The 20,546-nt window shown below is 76.2% G+C and carries 15 protein-coding genes; 5 read left to right on the forward strand and 10 right to left on the reverse strand.

What is annotated here, in order from left to right; all coding sequences use genetic code 11:
• Nucleotides 1-51: 51 nt before the first annotated feature.
• The 3 genes from ACIQOW_RS16805 to ACIQOW_RS16815 are packed head-to-tail and all read right to left on the reverse strand — an operon-like array spanning nt 52 to nt 2,343.
• Complete coding sequence (locus ACIQOW_RS16805) at nt 52-708, reverse strand: response regulator (RefSeq protein WP_401085078.1); 657 nt, start codon at nt 706-708, stop codon at nt 52-54.
• A complete protein-coding gene (locus tag ACIQOW_RS16810; RefSeq protein WP_401085080.1) occupies nt 693-2,003 on the reverse strand; it encodes a sensor histidine kinase in 1,311 nt (436 codons plus the stop codon). Before ACIQOW_RS16810 ends, ACIQOW_RS16805 begins: the two co-directional genes overlap by 16 nt.
• Before the next feature lie 10 nt (nt 2,004-2,013).
• Entirely contained in the window at nt 2,014-2,343 is a 330-nt protein-coding gene (locus ACIQOW_RS16815) for an EamA family transporter (protein WP_401085083.1), read from the reverse strand.
• A 15-nt stretch (nt 2,344-2,358) separates the two neighbouring features.
• On the opposite strand from ACIQOW_RS16815, the gene ACIQOW_RS16820 reads away from it, so the two are divergent.
• Nucleotides 2,359-2,511 carry a hypothetical protein gene (locus ACIQOW_RS16820; protein ID WP_401085086.1) on the forward strand — a complete coding sequence of 51 codons (153 nt, stop codon included), beginning with the start codon at nt 2,359-2,361 and terminating at the stop codon, nt 2,509-2,511.
• A gap of 278 nt (nt 2,512-2,789) precedes the next feature.
• Nucleotides 2,790-4,100 carry a chitinase gene (locus ACIQOW_RS16825; RefSeq protein ID WP_401085088.1) on the forward strand — a complete coding sequence of 437 codons (1,311 nt, stop codon included), beginning with the start codon at nt 2,790-2,792 and terminating at the stop codon, nt 4,098-4,100.
• A gap of 74 nt (nt 4,101-4,174) precedes the next feature.
• On the opposite strand, the gene ACIQOW_RS16830 is transcribed toward ACIQOW_RS16825, so the two are convergent.
• From ACIQOW_RS16830 to ACIQOW_RS16845, 4 genes are all read right to left on the reverse strand, one after another.
• Complete coding sequence (locus ACIQOW_RS16830) at nt 4,175-7,135, reverse strand: hypothetical protein (RefSeq protein WP_401085091.1); 2,961 nt, start codon at nt 7,133-7,135, stop codon at nt 4,175-4,177.
• Nucleotides 7,135-9,033, reverse strand: coding sequence for an HSP90 family protein (locus ACIQOW_RS16835; RefSeq protein ID WP_401085094.1), 1,899 nt, complete (start codon nt 9,031-9,033; stop codon nt 7,135-7,137). The genes ACIQOW_RS16830 and ACIQOW_RS16835 overlap by 1 nt, the downstream gene beginning before the upstream one ends.
• A gap of 76 nt (nt 9,034-9,109) precedes the next feature.
• Nucleotides 9,110-10,147 carry a hypothetical protein gene (locus ACIQOW_RS16840; RefSeq protein WP_401085097.1) on the reverse strand — a complete coding sequence of 346 codons (1,038 nt, stop codon included), beginning with the start codon at nt 10,145-10,147 and terminating at the stop codon, nt 9,110-9,112.
• A 161-nt stretch (nt 10,148-10,308) separates the two neighbouring features.
• Entirely contained in the window at nt 10,309-11,316 is a 1,008-nt protein-coding gene (locus tag ACIQOW_RS16845) for a LuxR C-terminal-related transcriptional regulator (protein WP_401085100.1), read from the reverse strand.
• Nucleotides 11,317-11,609: 293 nt separating this feature from the next.
• On the opposite strand from ACIQOW_RS16845, the gene ACIQOW_RS16850 reads away from it, so the two are divergent.
• The 3 genes from ACIQOW_RS16850 (at nt 11,610) to ACIQOW_RS16860 (ending at nt 13,137) form a co-directional block, all read left to right on the forward strand.
• Complete coding sequence (locus tag ACIQOW_RS16850) at nt 11,610-11,939, forward strand: hypothetical protein (protein WP_401085103.1); 330 nt, start codon at nt 11,610-11,612, stop codon at nt 11,937-11,939.
• Between the two features lie 260 nt (nt 11,940-12,199).
• Nucleotides 12,200-12,424: a hypothetical protein gene (locus ACIQOW_RS16855; RefSeq protein ID WP_401085106.1), complete on the forward strand. Its 225-nt coding sequence runs from the start codon at nt 12,200-12,202 to the stop codon at nt 12,422-12,424.
• A 53-nt stretch (nt 12,425-12,477) separates the two neighbouring features.
• Entirely contained in the window at nt 12,478-13,137 is a 660-nt protein-coding gene (locus tag ACIQOW_RS16860; protein ID WP_401085109.1) for a response regulator, read from the forward strand.
• A 152-nt stretch (nt 13,138-13,289) separates the two neighbouring features.
• Here ACIQOW_RS16860 and ACIQOW_RS16865 read toward each other — a convergent pair whose 3' ends face one another.
• The 3 genes from ACIQOW_RS16865 to ACIQOW_RS16875 form a co-directional block, all read right to left on the reverse strand.
• The gene (locus ACIQOW_RS16865; RefSeq protein ID WP_401085112.1) at nt 13,290-14,792 is read right to left on the reverse strand and encodes a SagB family peptide dehydrogenase; all 1,503 of its coding nucleotides are present in this window, start codon (nt 14,790-14,792) and stop codon (nt 13,290-13,292) included.
• Between the two features lie 70 nt (nt 14,793-14,862).
• A complete protein-coding gene (locus ACIQOW_RS16870; RefSeq protein WP_401085116.1) occupies nt 14,863-17,130 on the reverse strand; it encodes a TOMM precursor leader peptide-binding protein in 2,268 nt (755 codons plus the stop codon).
• Between the two features lie 110 nt (nt 17,131-17,240).
• Nucleotides 17,241-20,546, reverse strand: a complete 3,306-nt coding sequence (locus ACIQOW_RS16875) for a DUF4135 domain-containing protein (RefSeq protein ID WP_401085119.1) — start codon at nt 20,544-20,546, stop codon at nt 17,241-17,243.

Below are 20,546 nucleotides of genomic sequence, written 5' to 3' on the forward strand. Positions count from 1 at the left end.
CCACAACCACCGTGACAAGTGGATCGGTTGCCGCCCCGCCCGGCCGCGGGCTCACTCCCCCCGCAGGTGCGCCAGCACGGCGAGCACCCGCCGGTTGCCCTCGGTCGGGTCCAGGTCCAGCTTCATGAAGATGTTCCCGCAGTGCTTCACCACCGAGGCCTCGGTGATGCTCAACCGGCCCGCCACGGCCTGGTTGTTGAGGCCCTCGGCCATCAGTCCGAGCACCTCGCGCTCGCGCGGGGTGAGGCGGCCCAGCGGGCGGTCCGCGGACTGACCGCGCAGCAGCACCCTGACCACCTCGGGGTCGATCACCGTGTCCCCGGCGGCGACCCGCCGCAGCCCGTCCAGGAAGTCCGCGACGTCGCCGACCCGGTCCTTCAACAGGTAGCCCAGGCCGGCCGACTGGGCGCCGGCGGCGGCGAGCAGCCGGGTGGCGTACGGGGTGGCCACGTACTGGGAGAGGACCAGGACGGGCAGCCCCGCGTGGCGCTCGCGCAGGGCGAGGGCGGCGCGCAGGCCCTCGTCGGTGTGGTCGGGGGGCATCCGGACGTCGGTGACCACGATGTCCGGCCGGTCGGCGTCGACGGCCGCGATCAGCGCCCCGGCGTCGCCGACGGCGGCGGTCACCCGGTGGCCGCCGAGGGTGAGGAGTTCGACCAGTCCGGCGCGCAGCAGCACCGCGTCCTCGGCGATCACGACCCGGAGCACGGGACCTCCAGCCGCAGCGTCGTCGGGCCGCCCGTCGGGCTCGTCACCATCAGTCGTCCTCTCAGCAGTGCCACCCGGTCGGCGAGTCCCGCCAGCCCGGTCCCGGCGGCCGGGTCCGCCCCGCCGCGGCCGTCGTCGGTCACCCGGACGACCAGCCGGCCGCCCGCGACCCGCCCGTGGACGGTGATCGCGGTGGCGCCGCTGTGCTTGGCGGCGTTGGTCAGCGCCTCGGTGACGGTGAAGTAGGCGGTGGTCTCCACGGGTGCGGGCAGCCGCTCCGGGAGGTCGAAGTCGGTGGCCACCGGGATCGGGTGGCGCTGCGCGACCTCGTCGACGGCGGCGGCGAGCCCGTGGTCGGTCAGCACCTGCGGGTGGATGCCGCGCACCAGTTCACGCAGCTGCTCCAGGGCCCGCCCGGCCTCGCCGCGCGCCCGGGTGACGAGCTCGGCGGCCCGGCCCTCCTGGTCGCGCAGCTCGTACTCGGCGAGCCCGAGGGTCATGCTGAGCACGACCAGCTGCTGCTGGGCGCCGTCGTGCAGGTCGCGCTCGATCCGGCGCCGCTCGGCCTCGAAGGCGTCGGCCAACCGGGCGCGGGAGCGGGTGAGTTCGAGCACCCGGCGGCCGAGGTCGTCCTCCCTGGGCCCGAGCAGGAAGCGGGCCAGCGCGACCTCGGCGCCGACCAGCAGCGCCCCGGCGTACGCGCAGAACAGCAGACCGGCCAGCCCGGCGGCGGTGAACGGCAGGGCGGCGAGCGGGCCGGGGACGGCGCGCCCGGGGATCAGCATCACCGTCTCCGGGGCGAGCGCCCAGACCACCAGCGGGGAGAGCACGTACGCGCCGGAGAGCACCAGCAGCGCGGTGAAGCCGAGCGAGGCGGCGGCCAGGACGGTCGAGGTCAGCACGGCGTGGCCGAGTTCGCGCCAGGTGGCCCGCTCGCGAAGCCGGGTGCGGACGCGGGCGCGGCGGCCCGCCCCCGGCAGGCCGCGGTGCGGGTCGGGCAGCGGGAGCGGGTCGACCAGCCGCAGCCGCCACCGGGCCACCCCGGCGGCGGGGATGCCCGCGAGCACCAGGGCCAGCAGCACCGGCAGTCCGACACCGACCACCGACAGGCCCAGCCCGAGCACCAGCAGCACCGCGAGGACCACCAGCAGCACCGGCCCGAACAGCGCGCCGCCGAGCAGGTACGCCCAGCAGCGCGGCGCCCAGCGGGTGAACGGGAAGCGCAGCGGGTGCGCCCGCAGCGCCTCGCGCGCGGAGGCCGGCTGCCGCTGCCCCGTGCTGCTCCCCTCGTTCACCCGGTCCACCCTAACCGACGGGCTGACGACCCTTCGGGGCCTCGCCCGCGGCCCCCTCGGAGGCCGCCTCGCAGGCCCCGGCCCCGGCCCGGCGCGGCCTGGTCAGCGCGACGGCCGCGATCACCAGCGCGCCGCCGACCAGGGCGTTCCAGCCCACCGGCTCGTGCAGGAGGGCCGCGCCGAGCGCCGTCGACCAGAGCGGCATCACGTACGTGACGGCGGAGGCCACCGCCGTTCCGGCGCCGCGGACCAGTGCCAGGTTGAGCAGGTACGCCAGGCCGGTGCCGATCACGCCGATCGTCAGCAGGGTCTCGGTGATGCCCGCGCTGGCGCTCACCATGCTCCGGCCGACTGTGTGCTGGTCCCGATCCGTCCCGCCGTCCACCGGACGCTGACGCTCACCGGCCCGACCGGCCGCCCGTGGTCCCCGGCGGTCAGCGGGCTGCTGGCGGACATGGGCGCGGGGAGCGGGGAGGGTGCCGGGGCGGGTGCCGCCCTCGGGGCCTGACCTGCCACGACGCAGACCTGCCGGCTGTCGGGCGCGGGCGCGCGCCTGCCCGTCCACGCGGTTCGTGTTCTCCCCGGCCACCCGTCGACTCCGGGACCCGGCCGCCCGGAGACGAGGGAGCTTGACCTCTTTGGGGTTGACCGTCATTCCCGACAGGTCTATACCAGTGAGCACCTTCGGCAACTCCCCGGCACCGAGGGCCCGTTCGGCCGTCACGCCGCCCCCACACCCGGCGCGACCAGGCCGCTCCCCACCGCCGTTTCCTGGAAAGGCCTCCGATGGAACGCGCTCTTCCCCCACACCGCACCCCGCCCGCCCCGCGCGGCCGCCGTTCCCGGCGGGCCGCGCTCGCCGTGGCGGGCGTGCTCGGACTGCTCGTCGGCGGCGTCGCCGCCCTGGCCGCCACCGGCTCCGCCGCCGCGGACACCACCCGTGGCACCGCCGCCGGAGGGCTCGGCAGCAACTGGTACGCCTCGGCGCCCTACCTGATGCCCGAGGACAACAGCCCGCCGGACGCCGCCGCCGTGATGGACGCCACCGGCCAGAAGGCCTTCCAGCTGGCGTTCATCCTGGCCCAGGGCAACAGCTGTTCGCCCGCCTGGGGCGGCACCTCCTCGATCGACACCGACACCACCATGCCGGGCGTCATCCAGACCGTCCGCGGCAAGGGCGGGGACGTCTCGGTGTCGGTCGGCGGGTACGGCGGCACCAAGCTCGGCCAGGTCTGCGGCACCCCCGAGGCGACCGCCGCCGGGTACCAGAAGGTGATCACCAAGTACGGCCTCAAGGCGATCGACTTCGACCTGGAGGAGCCGGAGTACGAGAACACCGCGGCGATCCACAACGAGATCGGCGCGGCGCGGATCCTCCAGCAGAACAATCCCGGGCTGTACGTCTCGATCACCACCGCCGGCACCAACGCGGGCACCGGCTGGTTCGGCACCCAGATGCTCAACGAGGCCAAGTCGCAGGGCTTCACGCCGGACAACTACTCGATCATGCCGTTCGACGGCGGCTTCAACGGCGCGGCGGCGCAGACCGACGCGCTGGTGAAGTTCAACGGGATCCTGCAGACGACCTTCGGCTGGAGCGAGGCCACCGCGTACGCCCACGAGGGCGTGTCGCTGATGAACGGCCGCACCGACGCCGCCGAGTACTTCCGCCAGGCCGACTTCCAGGCCGTGCTGGACTTCGCCACCGCCCACGGCCTGGCCCGGTACACCTACTGGTCCGTCAACCGGGACCGCCAGTGCCAGGGCCCGGTGGACCCGGGGCTGTCCGGCTCCTGCTCCAGCGTGGCGCAGAACGACTGGGACTTCACCAAGTTCACGGTGAAGTTCGCCGGGGCGACCCCGCCCACCACCCCGAGCTCCTCGCCGACCGGCCCGGACAGCCCGGGCACCCCGACCACCAAGGTGCCCACCCCCGGCACCTGCACCGCCCCGGCGTGGAACGCGGGCACCACGTACAGCGGCGGCGCCAAGGTCTCGTACAACGGGCACGGCTACCACGCCAAGTGGTGGACGCTGAACGAGGTGCCGAGCGCGAGCGGCCAGTGGGGTGTCTGGACCGACGACGGCCCCTGCTGACGGGACTCCCCGGTGAGGGCGGCGGCCAGGTGAACCCCGGCCCCGCCTTCACCGACGGTGGCGGCCGCCCGGGCTCACTCCCCGGCGAACCGCTCCCGCAGCTCCGCCAGCACCTCCGCCGCCTCCGGCAGCCCGGCCGCCTCGCAGCGCGCGATGCCGGCGGTCAGCCTGGCCACCGCCGCGTCGGTGCGCCCGAGGTCGCCGCCCTCGATCAGCGCGGCCAGCCGGACCGACTCCGCCCGCGGCGACTCGGCCCGCCCGCCACCCGCCCCGTACGCGGGGATGGCCAGCTCGACCTCGGCCAGCGCCTCCTCGTAGCGCTCGGCGACGGCCAGCGAGCGCGCCCGCTCGTAGTGCGAACCGCCGCGCAGGTGCCAGGAGTTGTACTCCTCGCCGCGCGCCTCGGCCGCCTCGCCGACCGCGTCCGCCTCGGCCAGCAGGGCGAGCGAGGCGGTCAGCCCCTCCTCACCCTCCTCCCGCATCGTCAGCCGGGCCAGCTCCCGCAGGGTGGCGGCCAGCTGGTCCACCTGCGGGGCCCGGCCGTGCGCCGTGCGGGCCCGGGCCAGCGCGGCCTCGGCGGCGTCCCAGCGGTCGGCCCTGGCGAGTGCCAGAGCGGCCTCGCAGGCGACCATGGTGTGGGTCTCCTGGTCCTCCCAGCCGGCCACCTGGTCGGCCAGCCGCAGGTACTCCTCGGCGGCGTCCCGGTACTCCTCCAGGTCGGACAGGCCGCGCGCGAGGTCCAGCCGGGCCTGGGCGGCCATCCGGACGTCCAGCCGGTCCGCCGAGGCGTCCAGCAGCACCGACTCCAGTACGGCCACCGCGTCCGCCGCCCGGCCGGTGTCCCGCAGCACGTCGGCCAGTTGCAGGCGCACCCGGGCGGCGTCCTCGACCGCCTCGGCGCCCTGCCGGTCGTAGCGCGCGGCCGCCTCCGACAGCGCGCGGACCGCACCGCCGAGGTCGCCCGTCCGGAGACAGGAGTGGCCGAGCATCAGGTACGTCGGCGCGTACGGGTAGGAGTCGTCGCCCCAGCGCACGGCCTCGGCCAGCGCCCGGTGGAACACCTCGGCCGCCTGGCCGGGCTCGTCGCTCTGCAACAGCACCTGACCGAGCAGGCCGAGTACCCGCGGGGTGTGCCAGGGCAGCCCGGCCTCGTCCAGCCGGGCCAGCACCTCGCGGAGTTCGGCCTCCGCCTCGGCCTGCCTGCCCTCCCGGGCGGCGACATCGGCGGTGTACTGCCGGGCGGCGGCGGCCCGGCGCTCGGAGCCCAGCTCCACGGCGGCCCGCCGGTAGGCCTCGACCGTCGTCCCGAAGCGCCCGGCCACCTCGGCGGGCGGCTCGGGCAGCGCCCCGACCAGGTCGTGGTGGGCGGCGTAGGCGCGGCACTGCAGGACGATCAGGTAGTCGTCGTCGGTGATCGCGCCGCCGGCCCGCAGCTCCCCGGCCCGGACCAGCGCCGCGTCGAGCGCCGGCCAGTCGACCTGCCGGGCGCCGGACCCGCCCTCCCCGGTCTCGACGGCCTCGCCGGCCTCGCCGGTCTCGACGGTCTCGTCCAGGTCCACGATCAGCGTCCGGGTACGGCACATCAGCGCCGCCCCGTCCATCCCCACCTGCTCGAACAGCTCGGCGGCGGCCAGCAGCCCGGCCCTGCCCTCGGCGGTCGCGTCACGGTGGAGGGCCTCGTGGGCGCGCTGCTCGGCGAGTTCGGCACGCAGCCGCTCCGGGCCGCCCAGTTCGTCGCTCCGCGGATGGACGAAGTCCGCGGCCCCGGCCCGCTCGGCGACCCGCCTCCACAGCCGGTCGGAGTCCGGGTGGCCGAGCAACTCCAGCTCGCGGGCCCTGAGCACCAGCGCGGTGAAGTCCTCCGGCTCCGGCTCGGCCTCCCGGCGCGGCGCGGGCACGGCGGCCGGGACGGCGGACAGCCCGGGCGCGGCGGCGGCCCGCACGCCCAGGGCCAGCGGCTCGGCCGTCAGCGGCCCGACGGCCAGCCGGGCGCGCCGCCCGGCGCCGACCGCGTCGGTGCCGTTGCGGGCGTCGAAGCGGGCGGCCAGCGCGTCGGCCTCGGCACGCACGTGGGCGAGCAGGGGGTCCACCGTCCAGACGGTGCCGGGCGGGCCGGTGACGGCGAGGCCGCCGTGGCCGGCTCCGGCGAGCCGGGCGAGCAGCACCTCGACACCGGTCAGGAACTCCAGCCGGGAGCCCGGCGAACCGGTGACCGCGAACAGGTCGCGGTTCTCGGCGAGCAGTTCCAGGCCGCGCGGCTCGTTTCCGGAGAGCGCGCAGAACTCGATGTGCAGGCCGACGGCGTCCAGCATCGAGGCCTTGCCGCGGGCCTGGCGGTAGCCGGTCAGGTGGCCGGAGCGGGCCTCGTCCAGCAGGCCCAGGCGCAGCTGCGCGAGCAGCGCGTTGGCCTGGCTGAGCTGGGGCTCCTGCTCGCAGCCGCTGCGGCCGTCGAGCACCGGGGCGAGCAGTTCCAGCGCCCTGGCGTCGTCCCCGGCGGCGATGAAGTGCCGGGCGCGGGCGCGGGTCTCGCAGGCGTGGCAGTCGCTCAGTTCGGAGCGCGGGCGCCCCGCCCACAGCTCGTAGGCGTCCTGCACTCCGGTGCCGGTGTGCACGGCCAGGTGGTAGCGCTGGGCGTAGTACGGCTGGAGGTCGTGGCCGGCCGCGCGGTACCGGTCGCGCAGCTCGGTGTGCCAGCGCCTGATCGCCGCGAGCGGGACGTCCGGGGTCTCCAGGAGCGAGTCGGCGACCCACTTGAAGCGCCAGAACACCTGGTGCGCGGCCCACTCGCCGAAGCCGTCCGGGTCGGTGTCCCAGAGCTTGAGGATGCGGGCGAAGACGACCGGGCCCTTGGTGCTCTCGCCGTCGAACTCGTAGGCCTCCATCAGCTCCAGCAGGGCCATCGAGCGGACCCGGGTGTCGTCGAACTGCTCGGCGGCGTCGACGAGTTCCTCGGCGGTGACGGTCCTGGTCCGGCCGTACGGGCGGGCGTCGTTGTCGCGCAGCGCGGCCATCACCGCGTCGGGGGTGTCCAGCATCACGCCTCCTTCTCGTCGTCGCGGCGGGTGCCGGCGCCCGGGGCCGCTCCGGTGCCGCCCGCCGCCTCGTGGCCGAGCATGGCGTGGTCGAGCAGGCTGATGAACGAGCGGTTGAGCAGGGCGGACTCGCTGGCCTTGAGCGGGCGGCGGGTCATCAGCACGGCCTGCCCGTACAGCGCCTCGACGGCGGTGACGGCCAGCTCGCGGTCGGTGACGGTCGCGGCGCGGCGCACCAGCGGGTTGAGGTGGTTGAGCACCAGCTGGGCGCGGGGCACCTCGGCGCGCAGCGAGCCGAGGATGTCCGCCCACAGGCCGTCGGCCTCGTCGGCGAGCTGGGCCCGGGTGCGCTCGTGCCTGGCCTCCCGGTTGTCGAGCAGCAGGGCGGGCGCGTTGGTCGGGTGGAAGCTGCGCAGCGCGACGTCGCAGTCGAACCGGCCGACCACCTCCCGGGCGATCGCCAGGAACGCGCCCGCGGCCAGTTCGGCGGCCGGGTCGACGGTGTCCAGGTGTGCGGTGACGGTGCCCGGGTCGAGGTCGGCGACGGAGACGCCGGGGCGGATCTCGGGCAGCCGGTGCACCAGGTCGCGGTCGTAGGTGTAGCCGCCGTTGACGACGCCGAGCCCGGCCGCTCCGGCGATCGGGGCGACCTGGCGGAACTCCTCGACCGTACGGGTCACCAGCACCACCGGGTGGCTGCGGGCGAACTCGTCCAGGGTGACGTTGCCGTCGGTGGTCTCGAACGGCAGCCAGGGCAGCATCATCCGCAGCAACTCGTCGTCGTACCGGGCGAGTTCCTTGACGGCCAGGTGGTGGACGGACAGGAAGCGGTGCAGCAGCGCCGGGTCGCTCGCGGACAGGCCGGTCAGCCAGTCGCGGATCCTGGCGCCGAGCGCGTCGCGGACGGCGGCCAGCGTCTCGTCGGCGTACAGGCCCTCGCGGGAGGCGGTGGGGCGCAGCCCGTCGGTGTCCACGACGCAGCGGACGAAGAACGCCCAGTCCGGCAGCAGTTCGTCGGCTTGGTCGGAGAGCAGCATGCCCTTGAGGTGCACCCGGTGGCCGTGCCGGCGCGAGGGCGGGGCGGCGTCGGGCAGGACGTACGCGACGCCGCGCAGGCCGACCAGCGGCAGGTCCAGCTCGATGGTGTCGAGCGGGGTGAAGTCGAAGGCGGTGCGGCAGTACTCGGCGAGCGCGTCGCGCCGGGCGAGCGGGGAGGCGTGGCGCTCGGCCCACGGCGGGGTGCGGTTGACCCGGTGCCCGGTGCCGTTCGCGTCGACCACGGTGACGTCGTGGCGCAGCAGGCTGCCGAAGTCGCGGGCGAGGGTGAGGACCCGGCCGGGCCTGGTCCACTCGGCGGCGTCGGCGCGCGGGGCGAGGGTGACGGTGGTGCCGGGCTCGGGCTTGGCCGAGGCGGGCAGGGTGCGGATGGTGTAGCTGCCGTCGGAGCTGCCGCGCCACTCGATCGCCGGGGCGTCCGGGGTGGCGGCGGAGCGGGTGACCACGGTGATCTCGTCGGCGACGACGAAGCAGGCGAGCAGGCCGATGCCGAACTGGCCGATGAACTCGCCGCGGGCCTCGGCCAGTCCGGCGCCGTCCAGCCGGCCGTCGGCGTCGCGCTTGGAACTGCGGCCGATGGTGGCGAGGAAGGTGTGGACGTCCTGCTCGGTCAGGCCGATGCCGGTGTCGGTGACGGACAGCACGTCGTCGGCGCGGACGGTGATCGTCGCCGGCGCCCCGGGGTCGAGGGCGCGGCGGGCGGAGATCGCGTCCACCGCGTTCTGCAGCAGCTCGCGCAGGTAGACCCGCGGGCTGGAGTAGAGGTGGTGGGAGAGCAGGTCCACCAGGCCGCGCAGGTCCACCTGGAAGGTGTGCGCACTCGTCGGGTTGTCGGTAGGGGACACCGGAGGCTCTTTCGATCGCGGGGCGGATGGCGGTGGTGGGTGGCAGCGGTGGCTGGCGGTGGCGGGTGACCGGGCGTCAGTACCCGGCGCAGCGGTCGCGGTGGGCGCGGAAGGTCTTGGCCGGGTCCCCCGCGAGGTAGTGCCAGGGCGACTCGGTGACGGCCCCGTCCAGCGCGTCGAACAGCAGCCGGGCGGTCTTGCGCTGGCCGGCCAGCGAGAAGACCATCGCGAACGTGTTGAAGCTGCCCTGCCAGCCGCGCACCTGGCGGAAGTCCGGGTGCAGGACGGAGCGGAAGGCGGCCTCCTGGAGTTCGGCCACCACGGCGGGGCTGGTCAGGTGGGCGCGGTCCTCGCCGTCCGGCAGGTCCAGCCAGTGCTCCAGGTGGGCGAGGGCGACCAGCTCGCCCAGCTCGCTGCCCTCGGGCGCGGCCAGCATCGCGGAGCGGGCGAACGCGTGCATCTCCTCGTGCGAACCGCCCCACTTGGCGCACAGCTGCTGGAGGCGCTGCCGGTGCGAGTCGGGGTGCCCGGGTGCCCGGCGGACGGCCGCCTCGAAGCGGCAGGTGGCGACCTCGGGGTCGAGCGAGGCGCCGCGGGCGCTGATCTGGAGGAAGTACCAGGGGGCGAGCCAGGACGGCTCGTGCTCGGCCGCCGCCAGCAGCCGCTCCTCGGCGACGTCGAGGCGCTGGTGGAACAGCTTCCACTGCTCCTCCCCGACGTGCTTGGCCTGGGCACGGGAGCGCGCCTCCCAGGCCCAGGTGACGTGCCGGGCGCCGGACAGCAGCAGCGCGTACGGGTCCTCGGGGGTGTCGGCCAGGGCGCGGCCCGTCCACTCCTCGACCCCGCGCACGTCGGCGATCGCCCCGGCGAGGAAGGTCAGCGCGGGGCCGTCCTCGGCGGCGGCCAGCGCGGGGCGCAGCGCGGCCCAGTCCCCGGCGGCGGCCTGGCTCAGCGCCAGGCGCACCGACTCGTCCCCGTGGGCGGGGTCGAGCCGCGGCGCGGCGCCACCGGCCGCCTCCGGCGATCCGGCGCCCCGTCGGCCGAAGCCGAACCCGCGCCACCCGGCCCGGTCCTGCGCGCCCTCCCCGCCGGAGCGGCGTCGGAACAGCGGCATGTCTGGCCCCCTCGAACGTCATCGGCATCTTTCGCATGGCCGCGCGACGGCCGTGCGATAGGTACATATCACGGTCGACTGACATCCGTTTGCCCAGCCCAGCGCCCCGCCCGCGGGGCGGACGGAGCGGACGGGCGCGGCGACCGGGACGCCCGCCGCCGTCAGCGGTGGGTGCTGGGCTCGCCGAGCCAGCCCAGGCCGGCGACGTGGATGCCCGCCTGGAAGCGGCTGCGGGCGTCCATCCGCACCATCAGGTCGGCCATCATCCGGCGGACCGTCCGCAGCGAGACGCCCAGCCGCTGCCCGGCGCGTTCGTCGGTGAGGCCCTCGGCGAGCAGGCGCAGCAGCTCGCGCTCCTGGGCGGTGAGGCCGTGCGGATCGCGCTGGACGCTCTCCCCGAACGGGCGCGACTGCTCCCAGGTCTGTTCGAACAGCGCGCGCAGCGCGGCGATCACGCCTGGGCTGCGCAGCAGGACCGCGCCCTTGCGCGGGTCCTCGGGGTCGATCGGGACGATCGCGGTGGCGTTGTCGACCAGGATCATCCGCAGCGGCAGCACGGGCGCGGTGCGCACCGCGCCGCCCAGGCCGTACAGCCAGCGGGCGTACTGCACGGTGGCCGGGTCGTTGCGCACGCTGTCCTGGTAGACGGTGCGCATCCGGACCCCGCGTTCCAGGGTCTCCCGGTCGAGCGCGCGGCTGGCCTCCATGACCTGCGGGGGCTGCGGCCCGCCGGGGGCGAAGGAGAGCACCTCGACGGCGGCGTCGGCGGCGAGCTGGACGAGCCGGTCCCTGACCTCCTCCAGGTCCGCGACGAGTTCGACGCCGGGCAGGTTGGCGGGCGCGTTGACGCTCGCGTAGTCGGCCATCAGGTTGGCCATCGCGGAGCGGCTGCGCTCGATCTCCCGCTGGTGCCGGGCGGCCTCGGCCTCCTGACGGGCCAGCAGGGTGGCCATGCCGAGTTCGGGGCTGACCGCCCGCCACCGGTCGGCGCTGCCGGTGGGGCGGGTGAGGGCGAGGTCGGCGAGGTGGTCGAGCGCGCCGCGGACGTCCTCGACGGACGCCTCCAGCAGCCCGGCGATCCCCCCGGTGTCGAGTTCGGGGTGGAGCAGCATCGTGCGGTAGACCGCCTCGTCGAAGGCTCCCAGGCCCAGTGGTCTCGGGCCGCTCAACGGGCTGCCCCCGCAGTGCTGTTCGCCATCGCAACCCTTCCCGCTGCCACCTCGGAACCGGGCGGACCCTTCGGGGGGCCAGCGTAGCGGCAGCCGTCCGGGGGTAGAACGCTTTTGCGGAGAAAATGGCGGCCACTCGTACGACTTGTGAACATCCCGGGCCTTCGGGGGCCCGCGGCCGCCCCGGCCGGCGGGCGGTGCGGGGTCCCGGAACCCTGACATGTTGCTGCCTGACAGGTTTCTGACACCCGGATCGGCGTCGCGGGCTGCCGGCGATCGGTCAGTCTGGTGGTGTGCACCCCATTCGCGTTCAGCTGCACGCCCCCGCCGGGACTCCGGCAGGGGTCGTGCCGCCGTCCCCGGAGAGCCTGCGGGACGGTCTTGAGCGCGGCCTCGGCGGCCCGGTCCGGATCGAGCACGCCCGGATCCTGACCGGCCCCGTCGCGGTGGACGCCGTGGTGTTCGTGCTGGCCGGCTCGCTGCTGGCCGCGGAGTCCGCGGTCGCCGCCGCCTGCACCGCCCTGACCGGCCCCGAGGGCCCGCTGCCCGGCTGGCTGGTGTCGCACTGCGCCGCCGACTCCTGGCTGGCCCTCGGCCTGCACGAGCTGCCGACCTACCGCTGACCGCGGGGCCGCGGTGGCCCGCCGGACGCGCCGCCCGAGCTGGCCTCAGGGTGTCACGGCACTCTGGTGCCAGCTCCGGATGCTGACACGCGCCCCCGCCGCGGGCCACTCTCGTCGTGTCGCCGAAGACGACGGACCGGACACCGGGACAGCAGCCCCCCAGGGGCCCGGAGAAGGACCGCCGGAACCGGCCCGCGCCGCACCAGTGCGTCCCGGAAGCAGCCCGGGGCCCATTCGATCGAGAGGACCAGGTACCCGCCATGGCCAAGCCCGCCCGTTTCATCACGATTGTCGCCCTCGGCCTCGGCATCCTGACCGCTTCCACCGCGACCGCGCTCGCCAGTGACACCGACCCCGGCGCGTCCGTCACCGTCCCGGCCACCACCGACGGCACCGCTCCGACCGCCACACCCACCCCGACCCCCACCCCGACCGCCACGCCCACCCGCCCCGGCGCCGGCGGCGACACCTGGGGCTGGGGCTGAGCCGCCCGCGCCGCCCGCCTCCCGCCTCCCGCCGACCCCACCGAGGTAGCCGGATGAGCATCCTGCTGGACCAACCCCTGCACCACCTCACCACGCCCCAGCCCACCGCCGCCGTACGGGTCCTGCTCGCCGACGGCCACCACCTGTTCCGCTCCGGGCTCGGGGCCCTGCTCGACCGGGAGGAGGACCTGGCCGTGGTCGCCGAGGCTCCCACCGCGGAGGCCGCCGCCGAGGCCGCCGCCAGGACCCGGCCCACCGTCGCCGTCCTCGACCCCGACCTGCCGGGGCCCGGCGGACCGGCCGCCGCCCTGATCCGCGACCGGGCACCGGGCACCGCCGTCCTGCTGCTCACCGCGCAGCCGCGCGCGGCCGACCTGCCGCGGGCGCTCGCCGACGGGGCCGCCGGACTGCTCGTCAAGGACGTCCCGCCGGCCGCCCTGATCAGCGCGGTGCGCGAACTCGCCCGCGGCGGACGGGTGTACGACCCGCGGCTGGTGGTGCACGCGGTGCGCTCCGAGGACGTGGCGCTCACCCGGCGCGAGCTGACCGTCCTGGCCCACGTCGCGGACGGCGCGACCATCAACGAGGTCGCCCGCACGCTCTCGCTCTCCCCGGGGACGGTCCGCAACTACGTCTCGTCCGCCATCGCCAAGACCCGCGGCCGCAACCGCTGCGACGCGATCCGGATCGCCCGCGAGCGCGGCTGGCTGTAGGACCGGCCCGGACCGCCGTGGAGCCGCCCCCGGGCAGCGGCCGGCTCCCGCGGCACCGCGACGTGCCGGTGCCCCCGCCACTCCACGGCGGGGGCACCGGCACGTCCGGGTGCGGGTCCGTTCCCCTCCCGGCCGGCGCCGGCGCGTCCGGCTCAGCCCGTCCCGCGCGACCGCGCCACGATGTCGGCGAAGCGCTGCGCCCGGCGCGGCAGCCCGGCCGGCCGGCTGCCGATCAGGAACTCCCCGACCGAGGACTCCGCCGTCCAGTCCAGCCCGAGCGCCCGCGCCGCCGCGTCGGTGTCGCCGGAGCCGAGCCCGCACGGCGCCAGTCCCATCGCCGTCGCCACCAGGTACAGCGTCTGGTAGACCACCCCGACGTGCTTGAGGGTCAGCGCGTACGCGATCTGGCTGTACTTCCAGGAGAGCCGCCCGAACCGCGAGGTGACGGTGAGCAGCACCTGCGGGTCCACCGTGCAGCCGGTCGCCCGCCACGCCGCCGTCATCAGCTCGCGGAACGCCGCCTCGTCGGCCGGTCCGGTGAACGGGCGGGGGCGCAGCCGGTGGGCGGCCGCGTCGTAGCGGTAGACGCCGGGCACCAGGCCCTCGCAGCGGATCACCGAGAGGTAGACCTCCAGTTCGCCGGTGGCGCCGCCGGCCGGGTAGGCGCGGTCGACCACGTCGTAGCCGTGCGGGTCGTCCGGGTCGCCGGGGATGATCCGGCGGATCCTGGCCACCCGGTAGAGCAGTTCGGCGAGCTGGTCGAGGGTGACCGGCGTCGCCGCGTAGGAGCGCACCGAGCTGCGGCCCTCCAGCACCTCGCTGAGCAGCGGGTCGCGGGCGAGCACCGCGTCCCAGTCGGGCACCGGCAGGTCGATCGCGGTGCCGTCCTCGCGCGCGCCGGGTCCGGGGACGGCCGGCAGCTGGGCCGTCCCGGGGTGCGCGAACAGGCCGCCGCTCGGGTAGTCGTGCCGTCCCGGGCGGCTGCGGGCGTGGAACAGCAGGTCGTGGAAGTCCCACAGCGGGGGCTCGCCGGCCGCGCCGTCGTCCAGGAACCCGGCGCCGGCCAGCAGTCCGGCCAGTGACCTGCCCTCGGCGGGGCCGAGCCCGGCGAGGGCCGCGGCCTCGTCCACCCGGCGGGCCGCGGTGACGGCGGCCACGAACGCCCCGGCCGCTGGCCGGTGCAGGGTGAGCCGGAACGGCGCCGTCGGGGACTCCAGGACACACGCCCCCGCGTGCTCCTCCGGCAGCCGGCGCAGGTAGGCGAAGCGGGAGAGCACCGCGGTGTCCAGCTGGGCGGGACCGGCGGGCAGGCCCGCCGAGCGGGCGATCGGGACGGCGGTGGCGAGCGGTTCGCCGAAGGTGTCGGCGAGGCTGGTGGTGACCAGGTACGGGAAGCGCCGCAGCAGGTGCAGCAGCCGTCCGCCGTCACCGAGCCGGCCCAGCTCGTCCAGGTCGGCGCTCTCCCTGGTGAGGGCGTCGAGCCGGCGGACGGTCTCGGCGCCGAGCGCGTGCACCCGCTGGCGGCCCCAGGGGTGGCTGAGTTCGAGGTCGTCGCCTTGCGCGGTGACGACGACCTCGGGGCGCAGCCGCAGCAGCGTCCGCGGTGGGGCGCCGTCGGTGGCGAGGCCCAGGGGCGGCTGTTCGGTCACGGTCATCGGGGTACCTCATTTCCGGCTGGGCGGGCGCCGCGCGCCTCCCGGCGAGGGGCGGCGGCGCCCGGCGGCGTCAGATGAAGATCGGGACGGGGTTGAGCTCCTCCTCCGGGGTGGGCCGGTCGAGCCACCCGAGGGCGAGCGGGACGTCGTAGAGGCGGCCGGGGGCGAAGCGGGCCCAGAAGTGCCGCATCCCGGGGACGATCACCTTGGCGACCGGCAGGCCGACGTCGGGGCGGGTCTGGTCGAGCACCAGGAACTCCATCCCCCGTTCCTCGACCAGCCGTCGGGCCAGCGCGAGGTCCTCGGCGAGGTCGGGTCCGGCCAGCCGCGCCCAGCGGCCGGGGCCGGCGGCGGGGGCGGCCGGGTCCGGCAGCAGGTACGGTTGGCCGGCCACGGTGGCACTGGTCCACCAGGCCTTCTGCTCCGGGTCGGCGCCGGTGTAGTCGACCCGTCCGGTGGCGTCGCCGGCGACCGGGCCGAGGAACTGGTTCATCTCGGTGAGCGCCCTGGTGAGCGCGATGTGCGGGTCGAGGTGGGCGCCGAAGGCGATCAGCACGTCCTCGACCGGCTTGTCGGTGCGCCGGGAGAACGCCCCGACCACCGGGATGCCGAAGTCCGAGGTGAGGTCGAGCGCCCAGATCTCCCGGTTCAACCCCCGGTAGACCTCGCGCAGTTGCCCGATGTACGGGTCTCCGAAGGCGTCCAGGTCGACGGCCGGGCGGCGCACCCGGTTGTACCACCACAGGGCGACGGCGTCCCGCTCGACCAGTTCCAGGAAGCCCTGGAGGGCGGCGTCCTCGAAGGACGTCCCGGCCGCGCAGCCGTTGGAGTCCCCGGCCGCGAAGAAGCCGTTCGCATGCCGGTAGCCGTAGTAGAGCGACATGGTGGGCAGCCAGCGGGTGCGCCCCTCGGTGAGCGACCAGGCGGGCGACCACTCGATCCGCTCGTCCTCGCGGAAGCGCTCGGGCACCGTGTTGAACATCGAGCGCTTCTCGTTCCAGCGGGCCCGCTCGACGTACTGGCGGTCGCTGTAGAGCAGGGTGCGGGCGGGGTGGACGGCGTCGTCGCCGAGTTCGCGGAAGCTCGCGGTGCGCCGGGCCTCGTCGCCCTGGAAGACGCCGGAGTGGCGCTCCATCGCCTCGCCGAGGGCGCTGGCCCTGGCCTGCACGTCGGTGCGGCCCTTGCCGCAGCTGAGCGCGCGCAGTCCGGTGCGCAGCTGGCGCAGGTCGCCGCTGTGCCGGGAGAGGTTCTGCCCGGAGACGTACACCCGCAGCCCTGCCGGGGTGCGTCCGGCGGGGACCAGTGAGGTCACCACGCCGGTGACCGGGGAGAGTTGGTGGCGGTAGCGGTCCAGCATGTCCTCCGGGGAGGCGGAGCGGTGGCCGCCGTCGGAGGTGAAGGCCTTGGCGCGGGACTCGAAGGCGACCGGGGCCAGCTGGCGGCGGGCCATCAGCCCGGCGTCGCCGCAGGCGCCGCACTGCGGGCGGCGGACCAGGCGGTGGCGCTCGGTCTCCAGCAGCACGGTGTCCAGGGTGAGCACCACCGGCTCGGCGGGCCGGAGCCCGGCCAGCCACTTGGCGGTCTCCAGGGCGGCGAGCTGGACGCCGGTCTGCAGGGTGGGCGCCAGCCGGGCGCCGGCCGTGGGGATCGGGCCGTCCTGGCCGAGCCGGTGCCGGAGGTAGCTGAGCGACTGCCGGTTGGCGGACAGCCGGTGGGCCAGGCACTCCCAGCAGCCGGTGGCGCCCTCGGCGCCGTCCGGTCCCGGCACGAACACCGGGCCGACCCAGACGATCGAGCCGACCGGGCGGGCGAGCAGCCAGGGCCGGCCCGAGGCGCGGGCGGCCGCGTCCCGCTCGGCGAGGCCGGGGTGCAGGTAGTCGTCGGTGAGGGCGACGGTGAACCCGGCGTCCGGCGTGACGGTGACCCCGGCGGCGGCCAGCGCGGCGAGGAAGGGCGCGGCGTCGATGTCTCCGTACACCTCGACCCTGACGGTGGCGGTGCGCAGCGTCTCGGCGGCCGCCGCGCCGTCCAGGCCGGCCATCGCGAAGTACGCTGCGGCGGCCGGGTCCCGGGGCCTGGCGGCCTCGGTCAGGTAGCCGCGTTCGCGCAGCCGCTCGACGGCGGTGCGGACCCGGTCGGCGGGAACGGTGGCGGCCAGTTCGCGGCCGATCTGCTCGGCGGTGCGGGTGCCGTCCAGCAGCGGGGCGAGGTCCCTGGCGAGGCGGCCGTCGACCACGGAGACGCCGCGCTCGGAGACCAGGTAGAGGGCCTCGTCCTCGACGACGTACGGGGTGTAGTGGGGCTGGAAGCCGATGGCGGGTGCGGGTGTTTCGGGCATGGCTGGTCCCTGGGGATGGTCGGTGGTCCTCGGTGGTGGTCCTCGGTGGCCCTCGGCCGTCGGCGGCGGTCCTCGGTGGTCCTCAGTGGTCCGGGGACGGCTGCCCCGGCTCAGCGCAGCGTGGCGAGCGGGGCGGCGGCCGGGTCGAGCAGGCGCAGCAGCAGCAGGCCGACGGCCGAAGTGCCGTCCAGGGTGCCGAGGTTGATCCGGTCGTCGGCGACCCGCTCGGGGTACCAGCTGCCGGTGGCGCGGTGGCGGGCGATCAGCTCGCCGGCGAGCAGCCCGGCCGCCTCCCGGCCGTCGTAGAACGGCCCCGGCAGCAGCGAGTCGGCGCCCTCCGGCAGGGTGTGCAGCAGCCCGGCCTCGGCCGCGGTGAGCGCCTCCCCCGCGGTGGCCACCAGCTCCCGCCCGCTGCGCGCGGCGATCCGGTGTTCGCTCACCTCGGGCGCCAGCAGGTCCAGTTCGTCCGGCGCGACGACGGCGGAGCCGAGTGCGGTGGCCGTCTCCAGGCAGGCGAGCCGGCCGGAGCGGGTGGCGGTGGCGAAGCGGTGGGCGCGTAGCCGTTCGCGGACGGCGTCCGGTGCGGCGAGCAGTCCCGACGCCTCGGCGGCGGTGCGGGCGAGGGCGGCCGCGATGGAGTCGGCGCCGGTCGGCACCAGGCCGAGGAAGCCGTCGCCGATCCCGTCGCCCTCCTCCTGCGCCGCGCCGAAGCCCTCCAGCAGCCCTGCGGCCAGGGCGCGGACGCCCTCGTCGGTGGGCCCGTGGCCGGCGCCGGCGGTCCGGCGCAGCCGCAGCAGGTTGAGCAGCAGTCCGGCGCGGCCGAGCGGGGCGTCGTCCCAGGAGTCCCGGGCCGGGCGTCCCGGCCGGGCCGGCGCGGGGGCCGCGACGGCGAGCGCCCCGGGCACCAGCGCCTGGGCGGCGGCGGTGAGTTCGGGTGCGCCGAGCAGGGCAGCGCCGCGGGCCAGGGCGTGGATCAGCGAGCCCGGTCCGGCCAGGCCGCCGGGCACGGGGTGGCCGCCGGCCAGCCGGGTGTCGGCGGCGAAGCCGAACGCGCGGGGGGCGTCCGGGTCGATGAACGAGGCGGCCTCGGTGAGCAGCCGGTGGGCGGCGCGGTGGAACCGGGGCTCGCCGGTGGCGGCCCACAGCTCGGCCAGGTACACCGCGAGCCCCGGGGTGCCGGTGACCAGGTCCAGGCCGAGCACCTCGACCTGGCGCAGCCCGGTGCCCGGGTACCAGCTCTGGCCGAGCCAGCCGGTGCCGCGCCGCTCGGCGAGGACGGCGTCGCCGATCCGCACCGCGTGGTCGAGCAGTTCGCCGTTGGAGGGCACCGAGGCGCGCACCGCCCTGGACGGCTCCCGCTCGCGGTCGGTGCCGGTGCGGGCCGCGTCCAGGCAGCCGGTGAGCACCGCGACCTGGCCTTCCAGGTCGAAGCCGGCCAGTTCGGCGACCCGCTCGCCGAGCCGCTGCCACCCGGTGCCGAGGAAGTGCCCGGGGATCTCCCGGCCGTCCGCGGTGAAGACCGAGGAGGAGGTGGTCAGCGAGCGGAAGAAGGGGATGTCGAGCTCGCGGAAGGCCTCGATCTCGGCGAGCACCACCTCGGCCAGGTCGGTGCGCCCCGGCACCTCGGCGAGCACCGGGGTGGTGCCGTGCAGCGCGCCGGCGAGCACGGTCTCCCTGGTGGCGCCGGAGTCGAGGGCGAGCGGGCTGGTGGAGGCCCTGAGGATCTTGTAGCCGTCCCAGGTGTGCCGCCAGATGTAGCGCACCCAGATGCCCCTGAACCCGGCCAACGGACCCTCGGGGTGGGCGAGTTCCTCGCGCAGCCGGCACAGGGCGGCGTGCATCTCGCGGTAGCCGGCGACCACCTCGTCGGTGTACTGCCAGGGGTCGGCGGTCTCGGTGCCGCCGTCGTCCGTCGCCAGCACCGGCCGGTACGGCGGCAGCGGCAGCGCGGGCACGCCGGGGGCGACCTCCAGGCTGCCGAGCCGGGACAGGCAGCCGATGTCGAGGGTGGTGCGGCCGCGCGCCGGGGTCCAGGACTGGAAGGCCATCGCGGTGCGCACCACGGTGGACTCCAGGTCGTCCAGCAGTCCGTGCTGCTCGGGCCGGACGGCCGGCGGCGGCTGGACCCTCGGGTAGAGCAGGCACTCCAGGTCGATCAGCGCGGGGTGCTCGCCGTCCGCGAGCAGGTTGTCCGCCCACAGGTCGCGGCCCTCCAGCAGCTGGACCAGCCGGACGGTCATGCCCAGGCGCCGGTAGAAGCGGGCGAAGCCGGAGCGGTCGGCGCAGGGCCGGTGCGGGACGAGCTCCTCCCAGCCGTAGTCCTCCTCGGCGGCGCCGGTCAGCGAGGCGGCGTGGCCGTCGTCGCCGCGGTCGCTGCGCAGCAGGACGGTGCGCAGCGGGAGGTCCAGCGACAGCTCCCGGTTGAGCCGCTCGACCAGGCCGAGGTAGGCGGTGGCGTGCCGCATGTCCTTGGGCTTGTAGACCACCGAGCGGCCGCCCGCGAAGTGCAGCAGGGCGACGGAGCGGCCGCCGGCGTGCCGGTCGCCGGCCTCGCCGCGCAGCGAGTCGAGCGCGCCCGGGTCCTCGCCCTGCCACATCCGCTCGACCAGCAGCGTACGGTCCGCGGCGAGCCGGGCGAACAGTTCGGTGTGGGTGTGCTGCCACTGCCGGCAGGCCGTCCCGACCAGGTGGGCCAGGCCGGGCAGCCGCTCCAGCCGGGCCAGCCAGCCCTCCCTGGAGGCGTCCAGGCCGCCGGCGGCGTCCCAGTCGGTGGCGCGCGGGCGGCCGGTGACGGACTGGAGCTCGTGGCAGAGCGCGAGGTTGGCGGCCTCGGTGAGCCGGCCGGTGAGCAGCCGCCCGAGGTCGGCGCGGGCCCGGTCGGTCAGCGGGACGCCGAGCACCCCGCCCGGCCCGTACGGCAGCAGGCTGTCGGCGGCGGCGGCGAAGGCCGCGGCGATCGCGCCCGGGGCGGAGGTGTCCGGGGTGGGCGCCACCGGCAGGCTGCGCAGGAAGGCGGCCAGCGCCAGCGCCCAGTCGGGCAGCGCGGCGTCGTCGGTGAGGACCACGGAGCGCAGGCCCTCGCCGAGCGGACGGCCGGTGGCGGCGAGGTGGTCCAGCAGGGCGGCGCCGCCGGCCGGGCTGCCGCCGCCGGCCCGGCGCAGCCAGGTGTCCACCGCGGCGCGGCGCTCGCGGCGGTCCTCCTGCTCGTCGGGGGCGAACGGCGTGCTGCCGTCCGGCCTGGCGGCGGCGCGTTCGGTGAAGCTCGCGGCGGCGGCGATCACCGCGCGCAGCCGTTCGTCGGCCCGGGGCGGGCCGGGGAGCAGCCGCTGCTCCCCGTCGTCGGGGCCGCTGACGACGCGCGCCTCGGGGGCCGGGGCGCCGTCGACGGCGAGCCAGGTGTGCAGGTCGAGCGACAT

The organism is Kitasatospora sp. NPDC091335, from assembly GCF_044757205.1.
Lineage (GTDB): Bacteria > Actinomycetota > Actinomycetes > Streptomycetales > Streptomycetaceae > Kitasatospora.